The sequence below is a fragment of the Catellatospora sp. NPDC049111 genome, from assembly GCF_040648615.1.
Taxonomy (GTDB): Bacteria; Actinomycetota; Actinomycetes; order Mycobacteriales; family Micromonosporaceae; genus Catellatospora; species Catellatospora aurea.
In genome coordinates this window covers 114,980-133,285 of the sequence record NZ_JBEZEB010000014.1, presented here as the reverse complement: position 1 = coordinate 133,285, position 18,306 = coordinate 114,980, and the positions used below count along the sequence as shown (strand labels likewise).

The 18,306-nt window shown below is 69.1% G+C and carries 18 protein-coding genes; 7 read left to right on the top strand and 11 right to left on the bottom strand.

Features of this window, described 5'->3' with window-relative positions; genetic code table 11:
• Positions 1–10 precede the first annotated feature (10 nt).
• The 3 genes from AB0B66_RS21185 to AB0B66_RS21175 all read left to right on the top strand — a co-directional run bounded on the left by AB0B66_RS21185 (position 11) and on the right by AB0B66_RS21175 (position 3,447).
• Positions 11–1,258: an arginine deiminase gene (locus tag AB0B66_RS21185; RefSeq protein ID WP_360532377.1), complete on the top strand. Its 1,248-nt coding sequence runs from the start codon at positions 11–13 to the stop codon at positions 1,256–1,258.
• 88 nt (positions 1,259–1,346) lie between these two features.
• A complete protein-coding gene (locus tag AB0B66_RS21180) occupies positions 1,347–2,876 on the top strand; it encodes an SDR family NAD(P)-dependent oxidoreductase (protein WP_360532250.1) in 1,530 nt (509 codons plus the stop codon).
• Between the two features lie 163 nt (positions 2,877–3,039).
• The gene (locus AB0B66_RS21175) at positions 3,040–3,447 is read left to right on the top strand and encodes a hypothetical protein (protein WP_360532247.1); all 408 of its coding nucleotides are present in this window, start codon (positions 3,040–3,042) and stop codon (positions 3,445–3,447) included.
• A gap of 33 nt (positions 3,448–3,480) precedes the next feature.
• On the opposite strand, the gene AB0B66_RS21170 is transcribed toward AB0B66_RS21175, so the two are convergent.
• The 9 genes from AB0B66_RS21170 to AB0B66_RS21130 form a co-directional block, all read right to left on the bottom strand.
• Complete coding sequence (locus AB0B66_RS21170) at positions 3,481–3,906, bottom strand: ATP-binding protein (protein WP_360532244.1); 426 nt, start codon at positions 3,904–3,906, stop codon at positions 3,481–3,483.
• A 485-nt stretch (positions 3,907–4,391) separates the two neighbouring features.
• Entirely contained in the window at positions 4,392–5,426 is a 1,035-nt protein-coding gene (locus tag AB0B66_RS21165; RefSeq protein WP_360532241.1) for an ice-binding family protein, read from the bottom strand.
• 420 nt (positions 5,427–5,846) lie between these two features.
• Positions 5,847–6,179, bottom strand: a complete 333-nt coding sequence (locus AB0B66_RS21160) for a hypothetical protein (RefSeq protein WP_360532238.1) — start codon at positions 6,177–6,179, stop codon at positions 5,847–5,849.
• A 1,033-nt stretch (positions 6,180–7,212) separates the two neighbouring features.
• Positions 7,213–8,316 (bottom strand): PKD domain containing protein, encoded by a 1,104-nt coding sequence (locus AB0B66_RS21155; protein ID WP_360532235.1) that lies wholly within the window; start codon positions 8,314–8,316, stop codon positions 7,213–7,215.
• Positions 8,317–8,836: 520 nt separating this feature from the next.
• Entirely contained in the window at positions 8,837–9,232 is a 396-nt protein-coding gene (locus AB0B66_RS21150) for a hypothetical protein (RefSeq protein ID WP_360532232.1), read from the bottom strand.
• A complete protein-coding gene (locus AB0B66_RS21145; protein WP_360532229.1) occupies positions 9,229–9,774 on the bottom strand; it encodes a hypothetical protein in 546 nt (181 codons plus the stop codon). The genes AB0B66_RS21150 and AB0B66_RS21145 overlap by 4 nt, the downstream gene beginning before the upstream one ends.
• Before the next feature lie 8 nt (positions 9,775–9,782).
• Complete coding sequence (locus AB0B66_RS21140) at positions 9,783–11,318, bottom strand: hypothetical protein (protein WP_360532226.1); 1,536 nt, start codon at positions 11,316–11,318, stop codon at positions 9,783–9,785.
• Positions 11,315–13,042 (bottom strand): hypothetical protein, encoded by a 1,728-nt coding sequence (locus AB0B66_RS21135; protein WP_360532223.1) that lies wholly within the window; start codon positions 13,040–13,042, stop codon positions 11,315–11,317. The genes AB0B66_RS21140 and AB0B66_RS21135 overlap by 4 nt, the downstream gene beginning before the upstream one ends.
• A 74-nt stretch (positions 13,043–13,116) precedes the next feature.
• Positions 13,117–13,671 (bottom strand): hypothetical protein, encoded by a 555-nt coding sequence (locus AB0B66_RS21130; protein ID WP_360532220.1) that lies wholly within the window; start codon positions 13,669–13,671, stop codon positions 13,117–13,119.
• 217 nt (positions 13,672–13,888) lie between these two features.
• Between AB0B66_RS21130 and AB0B66_RS21125 the strand changes: the two genes are divergently transcribed.
• On the top strand, positions 13,889–14,632 hold the full coding sequence (locus AB0B66_RS21125) for a GAF and ANTAR domain-containing protein (RefSeq protein WP_360532217.1): 744 nt from the start codon (positions 13,889–13,891) through the stop codon (positions 14,630–14,632).
• A gap of 37 nt (positions 14,633–14,669) precedes the next feature.
• Positions 14,670–15,407 (top strand): GAF and ANTAR domain-containing protein, encoded by a 738-nt coding sequence (locus AB0B66_RS21120; RefSeq protein ID WP_360532214.1) that lies wholly within the window; start codon positions 14,670–14,672, stop codon positions 15,405–15,407.
• A 75-nt stretch (positions 15,408–15,482) separates the two neighbouring features.
• Here the strand turns inward: AB0B66_RS21120 and AB0B66_RS21115 are convergent, their stop codons facing one another.
• On the bottom strand, positions 15,483–16,157 hold the full coding sequence (locus tag AB0B66_RS21115) for a hemolysin III family protein (RefSeq protein ID WP_360532211.1): 675 nt from the start codon (positions 16,155–16,157) through the stop codon (positions 15,483–15,485).
• Positions 16,154–16,993: a SigB/SigF/SigG family RNA polymerase sigma factor gene (locus AB0B66_RS21110; protein ID WP_360532208.1), complete on the bottom strand. Its 840-nt coding sequence runs from the start codon at positions 16,991–16,993 to the stop codon at positions 16,154–16,156. Before AB0B66_RS21110 ends, AB0B66_RS21115 begins: the two co-directional genes overlap by 4 nt.
• A gap of 403 nt (positions 16,994–17,396) precedes the next feature.
• Between AB0B66_RS21110 and AB0B66_RS21105 the strand changes: the two genes are divergently transcribed.
• Both AB0B66_RS21105 and AB0B66_RS21100 read left to right on the top strand, forming a co-directional pair.
• Entirely contained in the window at positions 17,397–17,837 is a 441-nt protein-coding gene (locus AB0B66_RS21105; protein ID WP_360532205.1) for an Asp23/Gls24 family envelope stress response protein, read from the top strand.
• The gene (locus AB0B66_RS21100) at positions 17,837–18,301 is read left to right on the top strand and encodes a hypothetical protein (protein ID WP_360532202.1); all 465 of its coding nucleotides are present in this window, start codon (positions 17,837–17,839) and stop codon (positions 18,299–18,301) included. The genes AB0B66_RS21105 and AB0B66_RS21100 overlap by 1 nt, the downstream gene beginning before the upstream one ends.
• Positions 18,302–18,306 lie beyond the last annotated feature (5 nt).

The following is an 18,306-nucleotide window of genomic DNA, read 5'->3' as shown; positions in this document are numbered from 1 at the left end:
CGAGGTCGAGATGAGTCCTGCGTCTACGCACGGCGTGCACTCCGAGGTGGGGAAGTTGAGGAAGGTGCTGGTGTGCGCGCCTGGGCTCGCGCACAGCCGCCTCACCCCCACCAACGCGGCAGACCTGTTGTTCGACGATGTGATGTGGGTGGAGAAGGCGCAGCGAGACCATGCCGACTTCGTCGACGAGCTCCGCTGCCGCGGCATCGAGGTGGTGGAACTGCACGGGCTGTTGGCCCAGACCGTCGCCATCGGCCAGGCCAGACAGTGGCTTCTCGACCGTAAGATCGTCGCCAATCAGGTGGGCACGGGCCTGGTCGACGACGTCCGCGCGTTCCTGGAGGCGCTGGACCCGGGCGAGCTCGCGAGGTTCCTGATCGGCGGTCTGACCGCCGCTGATCTGCCCGACGACCTGCTGTCCGGACATCTGGTGCTGGCGCGCGAGCGCGTCGGCGGCTGCGAGTACCTCATGCCACCGCTGCCTAATACGCTCTACACCCGGGACACCACCTGTTGGCTGTACGGCGGGCTGACACTCAACCCGTTGTACTGGCCGGCACGGCACGGCGAGACCCTGCTGATGAAGGCGATCTACCAGTTCCACCCTGACTTCACCGGCTCCCGAGTGTGGTGGGGGGACCCCGAACAGCAGTGGGGCCAGTCGTCGCTCGAAGGCGGCGACATCATGCCGCTGGGCAACGGTGTCGTGCTGACGGGCATGAGCGAGCGCACGTCGCGGCAGGCCATCACCCAGGTCGCGGCGGCGCTGTTCGCCAACGGGGCCGCCTCACATGTCATCGTGGCCGCGATGCCCAAGTCAAGGTCCGCGATGCACTTGGACACCGTGTTCACCTTCGCCGACCGGGACATCGTCACGCTGTATCCCGCCGTCATGGACGGGGTGCACACCTTCTCGCTACGCCCGATCGACAAACCGCCGGGGGTGGAGGTGGTCGACGAACGGGCACGTCCGTTCGTGGAGGTGGTCGCGGAAGGGCTCGGACTGCCCGCGCTGCGGGTCGTCGACACCTGCGGTGATGCGGACTTCTCCGAACGCCAGCAGTGGGACGGCGGCTACAACGCGTTGGCCGTCGAGCCGGGTGTCGTGATCACCTATGACCGCAACACCCAGACCAATGCCCTGTTACGCGGCGCCGGGGTGGAGGTCGTCACCATCGCGGGCGCCGAGCTCGGCCGCGGCCGGGGCGGCGGCCACTGTATGACCTGCCCGATCATCAGGGAGCCTGTCGGCTACTGACCGCGGTGAGCAGTTCTCTCGGGTCGCGCGTTCGTCCGGTCGCGGCGGCGTAGAAGCTGGCCGTGACGGGTACGCACAGTGGATGCCATTGACGAGATCACTCGATGAGTCCACCGTCGTGATAACAGGTGCGACCAGTGGGATCGGGGCGGCGACCGCGCTGACCCTGGCCGAGCGAGGCACCCGGCTCGTGCTCGCCGCGCGTAGTGAGCGCGGGCTGGCCGAGATCGGCGGCCAGTGTCGCATGCTGGGCGCGTCGGTGCTGGAGGTGCCGACCGACACCGCTGACGCGGAGGCGGTCGAGCGGCTGGCCGTGGCCGTGCAGGCGGAGTTCGGCCGCATCGACGGGTGGGTCAACAACGCGGGTGTGGCCGTCTACGGCAGGCGCTGGCTGGCCGCATACCATGACTGGCTGGCCCTGGAGGACGATCTGGTGGCGGCCATGTTCACCCCGTTCCCGCCGATACGGGCGGCCACCCGGCTACTGGTCCGCGGCGGTGTCGGCGGCAGTCTGCGGGCGTCGCGACAGCTGGGGTTGTCGATCCGGGACCTCGCCGAGGAGTCCTTCTCCGGCGAAGGCGCCCGGCTGCTGCTCTACGGCTGTGCCCTGCACGCCGACGTCGGGCCGGAAAGCGCCGGCTCCGGCGCGTACGGCTGGCTGCTGGCCATGCTCGGCCAGCACCATGGCTTCCCCGTTCCCGAAGGCGGAGCGCAGTCGCTGACCGACGCCATGACGCGGCGGTTCACCGCACACGGCGGAGAACTGCACTGCCGGGCCGACGTCGACCGGATCGTCGTCGGCGGCGGCCGCGCCCTGGGCGTGGTGTGCGCCGACGGCCGCGCTTGGCGGGCCCGGCGGGCCGTGCTCGCCGACGTCGACGCCCCGTACCTGTACCGGCACCTGGTCGGCCCCGGGCACCTGCCCGCGCAGCTGCTGGCCGACCTGCGCAGATTCCGCTACGACCGGCCCACGGTGAAAGTGGACTGGGCGCTGCGCGAGCCGCTGCCCTGGACCAACCCGCAGACCCGGTTCGCCGGCACGGTGCACCTGGGCGGCGACACCGCGCAACTGTCGCGCACCGCGGCCACGGTCGCCGCCGGAGACGATCCGACGACGCCGTTCGTGCTGATGGGACAGATGAGCCGCGCCGATCCCACCCGGTCGCCGGCCGGGACGGAGACCGCCTGGGCCTACACCCACCTGCCCTACCGGTATGCCGGTCGCGGCCGCGACGACGACGGCATCCGGGCGTGTGTCGACCGCATCGAGGCCATGATCGACAAGCTGGCGCCCGGATTCGGAGAACTCGTCCTGGGCCGCCACGTCCAAGGCCCGGCGGACCTCGTCAACGAGAACGCCAACATGAGCGGCGGTGCCCTCGGCGGCGGTACGGCCGCACCGACGCAGCAGCTGGTGCTGCGGCCGACACCGGGCCTGGGCCGCGCTGACACGGTGATCGACCGGCTTTACCTGGCCAGTGCCTCGGCCCATCCCGGACCGGGTGTGCACGGTGGCCCGGGCGCCAACGCGGCCCGTGCCGCGCTGCACCGCGACCGGGCGGTCACCGGGGCGGCCTACCGCGCAGCCGTCTCCACAGCCTACCGCCTCATCTACTGAGCCGCTCGGGCGCTGGGTAGGCGCTGACCTGTGTTGCGTCGATTCGGCAGGCGCCCGCCGCGCCGCACTTGGGTAACATTGTTCGTGTTCGTCTCTGTCACTGCCCTAGACCTCGGCAGGCCGTACCGAGCCTGAGGTGGGGAATGGCGTGGAGAGTCACCCGATGATCATCACCGTCACCTGTGCCGGCCAGGGCCGGGTGGCGTGCGTGTGCATAGCTGGCGACGTCGACCTGTTGGATCCCGTGGACGTGCGCTTGGCGCAGCGCCAACTGGCGGGTGTCACGTGCGAGACCCTGTTCGTGGACCTGGCCGGTGTCACCTTCGGCGGAGCCGCTCTGGTCCACTACCTGTACGCGCTGTCCGCGCGGGTGCCGGGGGCGGCGGTTTCGCTGTGTGGGGCGCCAGGCATAACCAAGCAGATCATCAAGCTGACAGGGTTGGACCAGATGGCGGTCGTTCGTGACGACCTGCCGCAAGACTGGGCGACAGCCGCTGCTTCGACGCCGACCTCGGAGAAGCGCTTGCCTGTGGGACACCCCGCGGGCGCCAAGCCACAACCGGCCACCTGACGAGCGATGCGCTGCCCGATGGTATGCCGCAGGTCAAGCCGCGATCGGAGGCTCGTGCTCGAGGTTGACCGCGAGCCGCCAGACTGTCGTGCCCGGCCGGCTGTAGAGATCGAACCGGTCGCAGACCTCGTCGGCGATCCGCAGGCCCCACCCGTCAGTCGGACCCGGACAGACGACGAATCCACTGTCGAAGGTCCCGCTGTCGGTGAACTCGCTGATGACCTCGTTCCCGTCGGCCCAGACGCGCACGTTGCCCCCTGACGACGTATGGCGCAACGTGTTCGTGGCCACCTCGCTCACCGCGACCTGCAACGCGGGCAGTCGTTCGGCAGGAAGGCCGGCATCCCGAGCGCATTCGCATACGAACTCCCGCACCAGTGCCAGGTCGCTCGGGCAGTGATATGACAGCGCAGGAGCGTCTGCCGGACAAGGTTCGAACGGTGTGGTCAGCTGATGCACAGTCCGACCTCCTCCGGACCTCCCGACCCGCCTGTCGACAGCCGATGGAGTCGTCCCTGGTTCTGCATGCGGAGATAGTTGAACCTCGTACCCGTTCTGCGGCCGGCGAAACGTAGCCGCCGTTGTCGATCTCGTGGTGGATCGTCTTCATCGACGGCCGGTGCTGACCTCACCGCTGTGGCGGAAGGCGGTCTACCAGCAGGTTTGTCGGCACCAGGGCAGGGAACGGTTTACCGGAAAACACGTGCTGCCGGTGCGGGGCCCGCGGCGCGGGGCGAACGTGGAGGGAAGCCGCGTTGTGGACAGGGCTTGCAGCTGACCGCTTGACCAGCTTGCGAGTCTTCTCGGTCTTTACGGTTGACATCGGCGGGCTCTAGCACAAGGTCCAGGTCCCGCGTCCCTGATCAGACTGAGCTCGCGTGATGGCGTTCGGCCCCCTGCGGCAAGTTTGCCGGAGGGGGCCGAGTGCTCAGGTTGTTCTGAGCTCAGCAGCGGTCGCGTCCACCGCAGTCGGGCGGTCCGTAATACCCGGAGCTCGTAGGTCTCGGCCGTGGCTTACCGGTCTTGGTCGGCGTAGGCCGCGGTGTCGCGGTACGGGTTGGCGTGGGCCGCGCGGTTGGTGATGCCGTGGGGCTCGCGGTAGGTGATGCCGTCGGGCTCGCGGTTGGTGATGCCGTGGGGCTCGCTGTTGGTGATGCCGTGGGGCTCGCTGTTGGTGATGCCGTCGGGCTCGCTGTTGGTGATGCCGTGGGGCTCGCGGTTGGTGATGCCGTCGGGCTCGCGGTGGGAGTTGCGGTAGGTGTTGCGGTTGGCGTGGCCGTTGGTGTCGGCGGGAGGTTGCAGAACGGCCGCGTGATCACGTTGTTGATGAGGGTGACTGAGCCGTTTCGGGCGAGCAGCCGTCCCTGGACGGTGGTGCCGTTCAGAGCCGAGATCGAGGTCAGGGCCATGATGGTGCCGACGAACGTGGTGTTGGTGTCCAGTGTTGCCGAGCTGCCGATCTGCCAGAACACGTTGCAGGCCTGCGCGCCGTTGATCAGTGCGACCGTGCTGTTCGGTGCGGTGATCAGCGTTGAGCCCGCCTGGAAGATGAACACCGAATCGGGACGGCCCTGCCCGTCCAGCACGAGCGTGCCCGTCAGACCTAGCGTCGGGTTGGTGTACACCCCCTCGGGCAGGATCTGTCCGCCGAGTTCGACTCCCGTCACGGTGGCCGGCGTACGGCCCGCCGCATCGTTGTACGCAGTCGTCAGGTCGATCTGAGCTTGGCCCGCGACGGCATCGGTTACGTGCTGGACGCCGTTGATCACAAGGCCGGGTGGAAAGCCGGTGACCGAGCTGCCCGGGCTGACCCCGAGGTCGCCCGAGATGATCGAGTTGCCGGTGTTGGTGACGGACTGGCCCCCCAACACAGCGAAGGATGTGGCCGTGCCCAGACCCACCGTGGGCAGCGCGGCCCACGCCGTCCCGGTTCCCACTAGTAACGTTCCGGCGAGCATCGTGGCTGTGGTGGCAGCCACTGCCGAGATCGTCGCCGCTGCCAAGCGCCGACGCGCGGGAGATAGACGTTTCAGCATGTACAACCCTCTCTCACCGAGGACACGGCATGACGGGACGCGAGCGCGACCAGCGCATTCATACCGAAAACCGACAGAAGTCCTCAATATGCTCATTGAGGCCCTATGCGAACAATAAACGCTCGGGTGTTTGTCAATCACCCATATCGCCCAAACTCGGCAAATAGGCCTAGGTTGGCACTCCGGGGCTTCCGGCTCGACCCGTGTACGGCCATCGACGTGGTCGTCGGGTAACACAACAGCGTTCGGCCTCAGCGCAGAGGCCAGGGCGAGGATCGGTCACCCCGCATGCGACGTGGAGCTACAGCGGCCTCGCACCCGGCGAGGTGCGAGGCCGCTGCATATGTGGTTCTGTCGGGCGAGCTACATACCTGGTGGGAAGTCCCAGATCGCCATGATGGTGCGCCTCACTCCGGCGTCGAGCATGGCCTGTGCGCGGTGCCGTCCGCTGACGTACCCGACGCCCGTGATCTCGCGGTCCGGTTCGATCGGGTCGAGGAACAGGCTGTCGAGTGCCTCAAGTTCCCAGCAGCTCAGATCGATCTCTCTGGCTAGGTTGGAGGCGTGCGGGCCGAGGTCGGACTGGTCGACGCCCCGAGCACTCGCGCGTCGGAGCAGGCCGACGGCGACCTCGCTGACCTGGTGCCAGTCGCCGCGGTGGTACCAACAGCAGTCCCGGCCGCCGCGCTCGGGCACAGCCTGGCGCCAAAGCCGGCGCCGCAGCGGAGTAGGCGCGGGCATGCAGGCCGGGCTGTCGAGGTCCGAGCGCGGTAGCAGCACCACGAGTTGTTCGGCGTAACGGCGCTGGGGCTCCGGCTCGCGCGGCGCGCGGTGTAGTTGCCCCGCGTGGGGTCGACCGGCTGACCCACGAGGTAGGCCAGCTCGGATTCGCTCAGGTGCGGGCCCCAGTGTGGCGGCCGAGCCACCCGGTGCGCGCCCGCGTCGGCGACCCGGAATCCGATGTGCCGGAAACCGAGGTCACGCTCGTTGTTGTCGCCGGCGTTGCCCATGAGCATGTGGGCGACCAGGATCGGTGGCTGCGCGTCGTCGGGTAGGTGCCGCTGCCAGATCGCCTCGACGTAGCGTTCGGCGTGGTTGATCGGCCCGGCACCCTCGTCTTGGCGCTGGGTGATCACCGCGACCGGTCGCAGATCCGGGGCGGTGAACAGCTGTAGTCGGAACGTCGCCGCGCGACGGCCTGCTGCGGCGGGAATGGTGAACTGTTGATCGTCCGCCGTGCGGGTGCGGGAACCGGCGTTCTCGTGCAGCAGCGCCTGACGGCGGTTGCGGCGCGGCTGCCCCGAATCCGCCGCCGGGGAATCAATCACCATCCGTCGATGATGCCGTATGTGGCGGCATATCGCGCCCACTGATCTCTATCCTGATCGACGGAATGCGCTGGGATGGCGCTGCCATCGTCAGGCCGCAGATGTCAGCGTATGACCATGTCCGGCGAAAGGCCGGGCAACCCCAGCCCGGCCTTTCGAAGGCGTCATCGCGAGCGACGACGCAGACACAGGACTGCGTGGCACCGTCCCGCGGAGGCAAAGCACAACACACCCTGCTACCAGGACATATTAGCCAATGGCCCCGGCGGCCACGCGGCTCACACGCCGGGGTGGCGCAGTCGCGTAACCACTCATGCCCGTATATCAACTAGGCGGCAGCTGGCCGCGAGATCGTCAGGGGCGACGCCTCTGTTGCCGCACTTTCCTCGCCTCGGTTGGAGTCATGTGGCAGGGAAGAGGCCGATCCGAGCGTGGTACTCGTGGCCCAGCTCGTCGGTGTCGGAGCCGACCAACAATCCCTGCGGGCAGCGCACGAATGCCCGCACGCCCTGTCCCCGGCTGCGGGTCGGGTTCCAGTCCAGCGCCCGTCCGGTCTCCGGGTCGAGAGCGGCGATGCCGGGGCGGTCCACCGCACCGGGTCCCTTGTGCTTGACCCCGTACGGGTTGTCCTGCCAGCGCTGGTGCCCGCCGACGTAGACGGCCGATCCGGTCGCCTCGACCGCGTAGAGCGAGTGCCCGCCGGTGTGGTTCACCCACGTCGGCGGGTGTTCACCGAAGCCGTACGTCTCGAACCTGGCCGCTGCCGTGCACGGCAGCTCGGGCGAGCCGGAGTCGTGTCCTGTGGTGACGACCACGAAGTAGCTGCCGTCTGGCGCGAAGTCGATCCCGCGCAGGTAGGAGTCGAACCGTGAGTCGCAGCGGGTGCGGTAGAAGTCGGTGTGCCACTCGGAGACGGCCGCCTGCGGTCCGGTCACGTCCAGCATGACCAGCTGGTGGCGCTCCTGCCCGCGGGCCTGGGCGAAGTTACCGATCGCGACCAGGCTGGTGCCGTCGGGAGACAGTGCCATCGACTCGACCCGCGGGCGGGTGCGCACCGGCTTGGCCAGCTCGGCGTCGAAGTCTGCGTCGACTCGGCCGTCGGTGAGGTCGAGGCGGGCCAGGCCGCCGCGGCGTACGTCGCCGATCCGGTCGTACGACCCGCCCACATACAGGTCGCGGCCGTGCACGACCAGGGAACGCACGTCGCCGTCGACCGGTGTACGCAGATCCGGGGATACCTCGCCCGTGGCGACGTCGACGCGGGCCAGTGACCGGCGCCGGTGCCCGTTCACGTTGGTGAAGTCGCCGCCGATGAACACGCTGCCGTCGGGGCCTTCGGCCAGCGCCCACACGGGACCGTCGATGTTCACCCGCAGATCGGTGATCTTGCCGTCGGACAGCCGGAACGCCATCAGGTTGCGCCTGGGGATGGCGGCGCGGCTGTGGGCGTGCGCGGTGCTGCTGAAGTCGCCACCGACGAGTAAGGTGTCGCCGATCAAGGCCATCGTCCAGACCCTGCCGTCGGTGATGTGCGGGGTCCAGTTGACCGGATTTTCGGAGACTTCGGCCCGGCCTCTGGCTTGCTCTCGGACATCAGCCGGCGCGCCGGGCCACTCGTCGGCTCGCGCCGTGATGCGGCTCAGGGAGCGGAGGGCGTTCGCCGGCAACACGGCCGGCGCTGGTCTGGAGGCTGACTCTTCGGCCGCCGCGAATGCCTCTCCAGCGGGCATCAGCAACGACACAGCAGCCGACAACGTGAGTATCGTGCGCATTGGCTCATATTTACCTAAAGCCGAAGAATGCGCATGAAAACGGCGAAGGAGGCCGGTAGTTCTCGGGCGGAGCGAGGCAGCTGCAACCGGGCAGTGGTGCCGATGCCGACTCGGCTGAGATAGCCGCGGCTGTCGGCGCCGCAGCCGCGAGTGCCTACGCGTTGCCCAAGCGTCGCCGCGAACTGTCCGGGTCAGGGACGCGGGAACCATGCATCCGCCAGACCCGGCGCGGGCGAACAGGACGCACGTTGCCTCAGCTGCGGCGCTGCGGCGGCAGCCGAGTGACGTTGCGTGCGGCCTCTAGAGCTTGGCGGAGTCCATGGTTCTCCATGGTCAGGCGCTGGATGTTCGCGATCGCCAGCTCGAGGTGCTCGGCGAGTTCACGGTTGTCGCGGCGAAGTTTGTCGACTTCCCGCGTCAGTTTCGCGTAGCTGCTTGGCTCGCCATCCAACACCGGCGTGGGCTCATGGGCGGTGAGCTCGGTACACAGGACGGGAAAGTGGCGGCGGAAGGTGGTATTGGCCAGCCCGAGCCGACGTGCCAAGGCCAGGATGCTGGGGGCGCGGCCTGTCTTGTCGGCTTCGTTTCGCAGCTGTTCGAGCGTGCTGCGCACGGTCTGCTCGGAGGGCAGCGGTTGACGGTATCTCATGGCTGGTCCGTGGCGGTGTGGCGGTCGAGAAACGCGACGATTCTGTTGCGGCGGTCGGTCAGCTGGTGCAGCAGCAGGGGCGGCAGCGTCGGCCGGCTGGCGAGTTCGGCGTCCATGCGGGCTGCTTCGCTGTGCAGTGCGTTGGTGTTCTCGGCGGTGAGGGCCGCGTTGCGGCAGTCCAGTGGCTGGCATGTGCTGGGCGAGGGGCGCACAGTGCCGCTGCTGTCGGTTCGCTGCTGGCATAGCGCCCTGTCCGGGTTGAACGCGCAGGTCACGTAGTCGCCTGGGTGGATGTAGGGGTCGTGGCGGCGCATCAGGCGTTTGATGCGGTGTGGATCGGTCACGACGGTGCCCTGGAAACGGGCGCGTTCGGCGAACCGGTCGAGGCGGCGGGCGGCCTCGTCGGCGGCCGGGCCCGCCAGCGCGCGGTGTTCGTGGTCGGAGGTCATGGCCAGCAGCCGTTCGCCGCGGATCAGGGCCTGCTCGGCTTCCACCTCGGCGCGGAAGCCGGACTCGCTTGTTCCGGCGTAGCCTTCGAACATCTGGATGCTCAGATGGCGATACTGGATCGCGCCGGCGATGGCGCCGGCGGGCTGGCGCGCGATGTACCAGGCCAGCGTGCGCCGGAACGTGCCTGGTCGACAGCTTCCAGATGCCGCCTTCGACCTGCGGGATCGTGTCGAAGCGGCCGCGCTGGACGCAGTAGCTGTTGACCCAGCTGACGAAGCTGTTGAGCAGCTCGTTGGTGCGGGCGACGTTGAGGGCGTCCTGCTTGGCTGCCGGTGCCCGGTGGGGCAGGGACTTGAACAGCGTCGACGTGGGCGGGCTGAAGTTGTTCCAGCACCCGGACGGCGCGTGCTGCCGCTGCTCCGATCACCCAGGTGGCCTGCGTTCCAGCGGGGTCGGTCTCGCCCTTGAACGGCTGGCTCGTGATCGTCCATCGGTAGGTGTCGCCGGCGCTGTTGCGGTGCGCGCGAACGCTGCCGCGGCGCAGGTGCTTGATCTCGCTGTCGCGCATCCCGGACAGGTAGGCGATGGCGATGTAGCAGGCGGTCTGCAGCCGCAGCGCCAGCGATGCCGCCCCGTACGGATCGCCGCTGTCGGGGCCGATGTGCGTGGTCCATGCCTGGCCGTCCAGCCGCCCGGTGATCGGCGTGCCGATATGGGTGTAGTCGGCGACACCGACTGCCGCGGCGACCGCGTCGATGGCTGACTGGTTGCCGAACAGCCGTACGGTGGTGGGGCTGCATCCCACCTCCTTCGCCAGCTGAGCGTAGTTGACGCAGCCGTCGCGCCCGGGCAGCGGCCTTCCGGCCGCGATGTGATCATCAAGCAGGGCGCGCAGCCGCGGGCCGGCTTGGTTGCGGGCAATGCGGGAGCGGCCCCGCCGCGGCTGGTCCTCGAGCCAGCGGGCGCCGGCGGCCAGGATGTCGGCAGCGAAGTCGTCGATGAACCGCATACTCCAGGCCAGCAGCGGTCCCATCACTTCCTCCGGGATCCGCGGTGTGGTGTTCTCCCCGAGCCGTCGCCGGCTGCTACGGCCCCACCCGTCGGCTTCGAGCGGATCAACGATGAGGTGATCGTCACTGAGCGCAGTCCGGTAGCGCCAGAACAGCCGCACTCCGACTTCGGCGACCTCGCGTGATGCCGTGCTGCGCAGCACGGTGCCCAGATAGCGGGCGTAGTCGGCCAAGTCCGCGTGGGTAAGGTCGCGCAGCCGTCGGCTTTTCGCGGCAGGACGACCGTCGAGCCACACCGCGAATCGTTTGATCTCGACGAACAACCGCCGGACCGACGAGGGGTTCTGCCGCGACTCGCCCGGCGGAAGCACTCCGGCGAGCATGGCCAAGCACAGATGCTTGACCGTCTGGCGGTACGTGACCGGTATCGATTTGAAGTCCAGGACGCGAGCCTTGAGATGCCGCTGGAACAACGCAGGCCGCAGGTCCCAGACGTCGTCGCCGAAACGCGACGTCTGCTCCAGCCGCCAATCCGGGTTCAGCGACCGGCCCGACAGCACGAACTGGTCGGCCGGAACGTCGAGCACGTCGTCGGCGCTGTGCCGCGACAGCGCGTGAAGTGTCACGGATGCTCCCATGAAGGTTCCACCAGGTCGAGCAGGGCGTCAGGTTGTGGCGACTGCCGGGCGAGCTCGACCTCGGCGGGGGTGAACCGAGGCAGGATGTCATGGCGGATCGCGGCCCAGCTCGGGCCGTAACGCGCCCACCACTCTGATTCCGACACATGTTGGCGGCGGCGCGCGAGCGCATCAAGCAGCGAGAGCAGTCTCGGCAGCCGGTCGGGGGTGATCATGGCGTTGCCGCAGTGGAAGCAGTCCAGGAAGGAGGCCCGGCAGGGCTTGTTCGTGGCCGGGTGGCAGGACACGTCCCGACAGGCCGACCACGGCCCGTCACCTCCCACGCCGCTGGCGACGTCCGCCTGCGGCCCGACGGTGGCGGCACCGTTACTTTCGACGCGGCGCCGGTGGGCGGCCAGTGCGGCCTGTTCGGCCTCCGCCAGGGCGGCGCCGGTGACCTCGGCGGCCCAGTCGCGGACCGTGGGATCGTCGCGCAGGTAGTTGCTGAACAACACAGCCACGGTGTTGGAACGCGCGGCCGATGGCAGGTGCCCGCCCATCTTGCGGGTGCGGCGGACTTCGATACTCGTGCGCAGCCGGTTGAACTCCAACCGCAGCGGCTGGCCGTCGTCGTCGACCAGGCCGCGTTCCTGCGCCCACCCCTTGACCTCGATGCCCGCGGTCAGGGCGGCACGGAACGGCTTGCCATGATCTTGTTCGGTGCTTGTTGAAGTGCGACGCCGGTCGCGCCAGAACGCCCAGTACGACGACGGGTCGCCGGCCAGCGCCCTGCTTCGCGCCATCAGCTCGTGCAGCAGCAGGTAGAGGCCCCCGGGGTGGTGCAGTTCCCGCCCCGGTGGTCCGATTTCCCACGTCACCGTCTGCGACCAATTGCCGACACCGCGCCTACGTTTGAGAACCTGCAGCTCGACTGCGGTGTCATTAAGCAGCCGGTACTCGGCGGGCAACTCCTTGACCGTCTCGATGTTGCGCCCGGCGACCGCCACCAGCAGCACCAACATCGCAGGCACGTCGCGTCGGGTCACGAACAAACGCTCGGCAGCCTCCTGCCGGCTGGCGAACCCGACCCGCCGGCAGGACCTCAGCGGTTGCACGCCGTGCTCGGCCATCGCCGCCAACCGCCGCGCCCGGTCCAGCTCCGCTGGCGACAGGCCCGAAGCATCCATCACAAGACGTGCCAGCAGGCTCTCGCCCGAGCGGACCCGCTCACGCAACCCAGCCACATCCGCACGAGCAGCATCGACGATGCGGCGAAGCTCCCCATCGGTGTAACCGGATTTGGCCGGCGTCCTGGCCGCACCGACGCGGAACCTGAATGCGGCCAGCACGTCGGCGGCGATGCGTTCGGCCACCAGCGCAAGGCGCAACACCCGCCAGACATGATCGACGACCCGCCCGCCGTACGCCGGGCCGAGCCGCGCGACCTCCTCTGCGCGGAACGCCTCGACATGGTGCTTGCCCAGATCGGCCGGTACGGCCGGTTTGTCCACGCGGGCGTCGAGGAACCGCAGGAAGGATCGAAGATGATTCCATGCCGCGATCGCCGACGATGACGTCCGCAACCCGCCGGCCGGTCCGACCCGTGCCGCCAACGCGGCAGCGAGATCTTCGTGCCAGCCAGGAAGCGGACAATCGGTGAAGTCGAACCTGCGGCTGCGGTGGTCCTCACCCTCGAACGCGACCAGCGGCGCCCCCGTACTACCGACTGTCACCGCCGAAACGAGCTCATACGTGCCGTCGGGCAGCGGCGCGCTCCTGCCCGGCCGCGTGCTGCCACGCCCTCGCCTCACCGATCCTCCAGGTTGTCGTGCTCATCGTCAGCAGGCAGGTCCTCCACCGCGGTGTCGCGGGGATCTTCCCAACCGTCGGGGACCAGGGCCATCCGGGCGTGCATCTCCAGCTCCGCCAGGGCGTGCAGGTAGATCTGTGTAGTGACCACGGAGCGGTGGCCCAAACGGCGCCGGACCCAGTCCAGCGGATCACCGAAGATCCGTGTGTAGTGCTCCCGTTGCCGCGGAATCAGCTCAGCCAGCGCCGCGACATGGCCACGCTGCAGCTGCTCCAGCGTCACCACCGCGAACGTGTGCCGAAGAAGGTGCGCGTGACAACGCGCCGCAAGACCCGCCGCCGCACAGCGCCGATTCCCGTCGGCGATCATCGCCTTCCACGCAGAGGTCGACAACGGCGCACCCGACTCTCCCAGCCACAACCATGCCGGAGACAGCCCCTGCGGCCCATCGACCAGCAGCAGCCGACGCTCGGCCGGATCCAGATGAGCAACCTTCACCAGCCGGCCAGCCCCCGCCCGCCGCGCCAGAAGACGGCCCGGATCCTCCACCACCCACGGCCGCCGCCAGCGCCACGAGCCTTCACCCCGAGATGTCGACTGGCAGCTTGGAGAACGGTATCCCACGCTGCCGGGGTGGTACGTTGTGCAGGACACCGGCCATGATCTTTAATCCGCTGCCCTGTCCCTCGGTGGCATAAGCTCAGGTGAGGGCAGATGCCACCGACAGTTGGCCGCGCCTGGGCGGGTGAATCGCCGCAGGCTGAGGGCGATGACACCAGGGACGGTGGGTGACCGCATAGGGGACCGGTACGCCCAGGTGGAAGCACTCATCCGGCAAGAGCCCGCCGTCGACGGGGAACACGGCGTCGCCGGCGGTCTGCGGCGGCTGTGCGGTGCGGTCAGGCGGGTGTTGACCGCTTCGGGCGCCGGCGTGACGGTGATGGCCGGCGGGGGGCTGCGCGGCATGACGGCAGCGTCTGACGCGGCCACCGAACGCCTGGAGGAGCTTCAGCTCACCCTCGGCGAAGGCCCTTGTAATGACGCATATGAGTCCATGCGTCCGGTCCTGATCCCCGACGTAGCCGACGGCGCGATGGCCCGCTGGCCCGTCTACGCCCCGGCCGTGCACGCCGAGGGCGTGCGGGCGGTGTTCGCGTTCCCGCTGCAGGTCGGCGCCGCCCGCCTCGGAGTGATGGATGTCTTCCGTACCGGCACCGGGATGCTGTCACCCTACGAGCTCACCCTCGCGCTGACGTTCGCCGAGGTCGCCGTGTCGACCCTGCTCGACGGACGCGACCGCGGGGAGGCGACCGACGGCTGGCTCGACGACCCGCTGGGTTCGCGAGCCGAGCTGTTCCAGGCCCAGGGCATGGTCATGGTCCAGCTGGGGGTGAGCCTGGCCGAGGCGATGGTGCGGATGCGCGCGCACGCCTACGTCAACGACCTGCGTCTGTACGACGTCGCCGCCGAGATCGTCGCCCGGCGCCTCAGTTTCGAAAGCCCACAGCCATGAACGACCACCGCCACCCTGAAAGGGGAAGGAGGCAGCCATGACCGTCACGACCGTATCCGCGCAGCGGCTCGCACGGGTGTTCGTCGAGATCGCCGACACCCTCGTGGACGAGTTCGACCTGATCGAGTTCCTGCAGTTGCTCGCCGGACGTACTGCGGACCTGCTGGACGCCTCGCCCGTCGGGCTGCTGCTGGCCGACCAGCACGGCCGGCTGGAGTTCATGGCGGCCTCCGACGAGAACGTCAAGCTCCTCGAGCTGTTCCAGGTCCAGAACCATGAGGGGCCGTGTCTGGACGCGTTCCGCACCGGCACGCCGGTGGTCAACGCCGACCTGCGGGAGGCATCCGGGCGCTGGCCGCTGTTCGCGCCGCGGGCGGTGGGGGCGGGGTTCCGTTCGGTGCATGCGTTCCCGCTGCGGCTGCGCGCCGAACGCATCGGGGCGATGAACGTGTTCAGCACCCAGGTCGGCGGCCGCTTGGCCGACACGGACGTGGAGATCGTCCAGGCCCTGGCCGATATCGCTTCCATCGGCCTGCTGCAGGAGCGGGCCATCAGCCGCGGTGAGCGGCTCAGCGAGCAGTTGCAGGGCGCGCTGAACAGCCGGATCGTCATCGAGCAGGCCAAGGGCGCGATCGCGCAGGCGCGCGGAGTCAGCGTGGACGAGGCCTTCGGGCTGATCCGCGACTACTGCCGCAGCAACAACGTGCGCCTGGGCGAGGTCGCCCGTACCATCACCACCGATCTGAACAGCCTTCCCGGCCTCGCCGGGCGGTGAATCGGCGCGGGTCGCACCACACGCACGCCACCGGGGCCCCGGACGACGCGGCCACCTGACCTGTGCGCGTGGACCTCAGGTGAACAGGGCAAGATAGATCGCCATGTGGTGGCACGCCGCGGCGACCACCGTGCAAGCGTGGAACACCTCGTGGTGGCCGAACACCCCCGGCCAAGGATCCGGTCGGCGCAGCGCGAACAGGACTGCCCCGACGCTGTAACCGATGCCTCCCGCGGCCAGCAGGGCGAGCGTGGCCGCGCCACCCACGCGAGCGACGTCGGGCAGGATCACGACCGCCGCCCAGCCGAGGGCAAGATACAGCGGCGCGGACATCCACCGGGGCGCGTGCGGCCAGATCATCGACACCGTGACGCCGGCCAGCGCCCCAGCCCAGACGACCGCCAGCAGGATCGTCGCCTTGGCCGGGCTGAGCAGCAGGACGCACAGCGGTGTGTACGTGCCTGCGATGAACACGAAGATCATGGCGTGGTCGAGCCGGCGCATCATCCGGTAACCGCGCTCGCTCCAGACCCGGCGGTGGTACAGGCCGCTGACGGCGAACAGCGCACAGCTGGTGGCACCGTAGACGGCCGTACTGACCAGCGGTGCGACACCGGGCCGGGCGGCGGCGACACCGACCATGACCGCCCCGCATACGACGGCGACGAAGAAGCCGTATGCGTGCAGGCGGCCGCGCATAAGGGGTTGGCCGAATGCGGCCAGAGCGGATCGGCGCGCGGTGAGGGTCATGCCATGCCCCGCAGCCGCGACAGCGCGTGGGACAGGAGCCGGGAGACGTGCATCTGCGAGACCCCTAATTGCGCGGCTATCTGCGACTGGGTCAGCTCGTCGTAGAAGCGCAGGACGATGATGCGCCGGTCGCGTGCCGGCAGGCGAGCCAGGAGCGGCTGGAGCAGCATCCTGTTCTCTGCGGCCGCCATGGCCGTATCCCGTACCGCCAACGACTCCGACAGTTGCTCGTCGCTGCCGGGGCGGGCCTTGTCCAGTGACAGCAGCCGGTAGGCGCCCCCCGCCCGCCGGGCAGCACCCAGCTCTGCGCCGCCCACCCGCAGCCGTGCGGCCAGCTGCGCCGAACTGGGCGACCCCTGCAGGTCACGGGTCAGCTCGTCGGTGGCCGAGGCTACCTGAAGGCAGAGCTCCTGTAGGCGACGCGGCACCCGTACGTTCCAGGTGCTGTCGCGGAAGTGCCGCTTGATCTCGCCCATGATCGTGGGGATCGCGTAGCCGGCGAAGGGCACGCCCCGGGTCACGTCGTAGCGGTCGACTGCCTTGATCAGCCCGATGGCCGCCACCTGCGCGATGTCGTCGACGGGTTCACCGCGCCGGGCGAACCGGCGTGCCAGGTACCCGGTCATGGGCAGATACCACTCGATCACGCTGGCTCGCGCCGCCACCCGCTGCGGGTCGTCGGTGGGCAGAGCGTGTAGGAGCTCAAGCAGCGGATGCGGCTCGCACGGCAGGGTGGCGGCCACGCCGTCGACGTTGCCGCTTCGCGGCCGGGGCCGCCAGTGGTCGGGCTGCTCAGGGGGAATATGTGCGGTGGTGACATGCGCGGATGTGGTCATGTCGAGCCCTCCTGCGGTCGGCGAATCCGGGTGAACGGAAGCGCCACCGAGGTCCGGGGTGACACCGACACTGTATCCCGACCGGCCGGTCAGAGGTGACATCCATGTGAATCATTCGAAACGATGTTCGCCGGCGTGGTTGGTCTGCAATCGCAAGCACAGCAACGCCCGGCACGGCGAATCGGCCCCGAGGCACCACCCGGCTGTCCCCGGGCGTCATCATCACCCCGCTGGCCGCCGTCACCGCCGCCAGGCCCCGGGCCGACCAGAGCGATACCCGCAAGTCGGATCTGGCGAACAAAATTCGCAAAACATGACTGATACGGGCGCGGTGTGGGAACGGAGCGGCTGAAGGGCGAGACCAAGGAGTAGGCCGATGACGCAGACGATGGAACGTTCTCCCGTGCCGGCCGCCGAGGCGGGTCGGGAGGCGAAGCCGCGCAACGACCGGCTGATGACCGATACCGGCAAGATCAGCGTGGCGCAGGGTGTGGTTCAGAAGATCGCGGGCATCGCTTGTCGCGAGGTCGCCGGGGTGTACTCGATGGGCACCGGCGGCGCGCGGGCGTTCGGCGCGATCCGCGAGCGGATCCCGGGCAGTTCCGGCCCGAACGTCGCGCAGGGAGTCGGCGTCGAAGTGGGCGAGACGCAGGCCGCGGTCGATCTCGACATCGTGGTCGACTACGGGGCCAGCATCGCGGAGCTGGGCCGCAGCGTGCAGCGCAACGTCAAGCAGTCGATCGAGCGGATGACCGGCCTGGAAGTGGTGGAGGTCAACGTGAACGTCGACGACGTCCACCTGCCGGACACCGGCGATGAGCGCAGTCCCGCCAGGGTCGAGTGATGCGCACGCCGGGGTCGACCGAGCGGCTGCCGGAAGTCGACGCCGAGGCGATTGCGGGCGCGGCCCGCGCCTGCCGCGGCGTGGAAGCGCTGCTGGGCGGGTTCCCGGAGGTGGCGACCTACCTGCCCGGAAGGCGGGTGTTGGGTGTGCGGGTGACACCACGCGCCGTGGAGATCCAGCTGCGCGCGGCCTGGGGGATACCGGCGTATGAGGTCGCGGCGGGGGTCCAGGCGGCGGTGGTGCCGCTGGCCCCCGGGCGTGCCGTCGATGTGACGATCGGCGGTCTCGGTGACCCGCCCGAGGCCGGTCCGCCGGCCGGCGGGCCGACGTCCGCCCTGCCGGGAGCCGCGGGCCTTCTCGACGCCCGCGTGCCACTGGCACACGTATCGGCGGAAGCCACCAAGGCGCACGGTGACCTACTCGGGGCCGAAGCGATGCCGATGAGGGCTACCGCCGCGGCCTGAATTCC

What these genes read in the sequence shown, in the direction of transcription:
- AB0B66_RS21185 (WP_360532377.1), top strand. Translation starts at nt 11, where the DNA reads ATGAGTCCTGCGTCTACGCACGGCGTGCACTCCGAGGTGGGGAAGTTG.
- AB0B66_RS21175 (WP_360532247.1), top strand. Translation starts at nt 3,040, where the DNA reads ATGATCATCACCGTCACCTGTGCCGGCCAGGGCCGGGTGGCGTGCGTG.
- AB0B66_RS21155 (WP_360532235.1), bottom strand. Translation starts at nt 8,316, where the DNA reads ATGGCCTTGATCGGCGACACCTTACTCGTCGGTGGCGACTTCAGCAGC.
- AB0B66_RS21150 (WP_360532232.1), bottom strand. Translation starts at nt 9,232, where the DNA reads ATGAGATACCGTCAACCGCTGCCCTCCGAGCAGACCGTGCGCAGCACG.
- AB0B66_RS21145 (WP_360532229.1), bottom strand. Translation starts at nt 9,774, where the DNA reads ATGTTCGAAGGCTACGCCGGAACAAGCGAGTCCGGCTTCCGCGCCGAG.
- AB0B66_RS21125 (WP_360532217.1), top strand. Translation starts at nt 13,889, where the DNA reads ATGACACCAGGGACGGTGGGTGACCGCATAGGGGACCGGTACGCCCAG.
- AB0B66_RS21120 (WP_360532214.1), top strand. Translation starts at nt 14,670, where the DNA reads ATGACCGTCACGACCGTATCCGCGCAGCGGCTCGCACGGGTGTTCGTC.
- AB0B66_RS21115 (WP_360532211.1), bottom strand. Translation starts at nt 16,157, where the DNA reads ATGACCCTCACCGCGCGCCGATCCGCTCTGGCCGCATTCGGCCAACCC.
- AB0B66_RS21110 (WP_360532208.1), bottom strand. Translation starts at nt 16,993, where the DNA reads ATGACCACATCCGCGCATGTCACCACCGCACATATTCCCCCTGAGCAG.
- AB0B66_RS21100 (WP_360532202.1), top strand. Translation starts at nt 17,837, where the DNA reads ATGCGCACGCCGGGGTCGACCGAGCGGCTGCCGGAAGTCGACGCCGAG.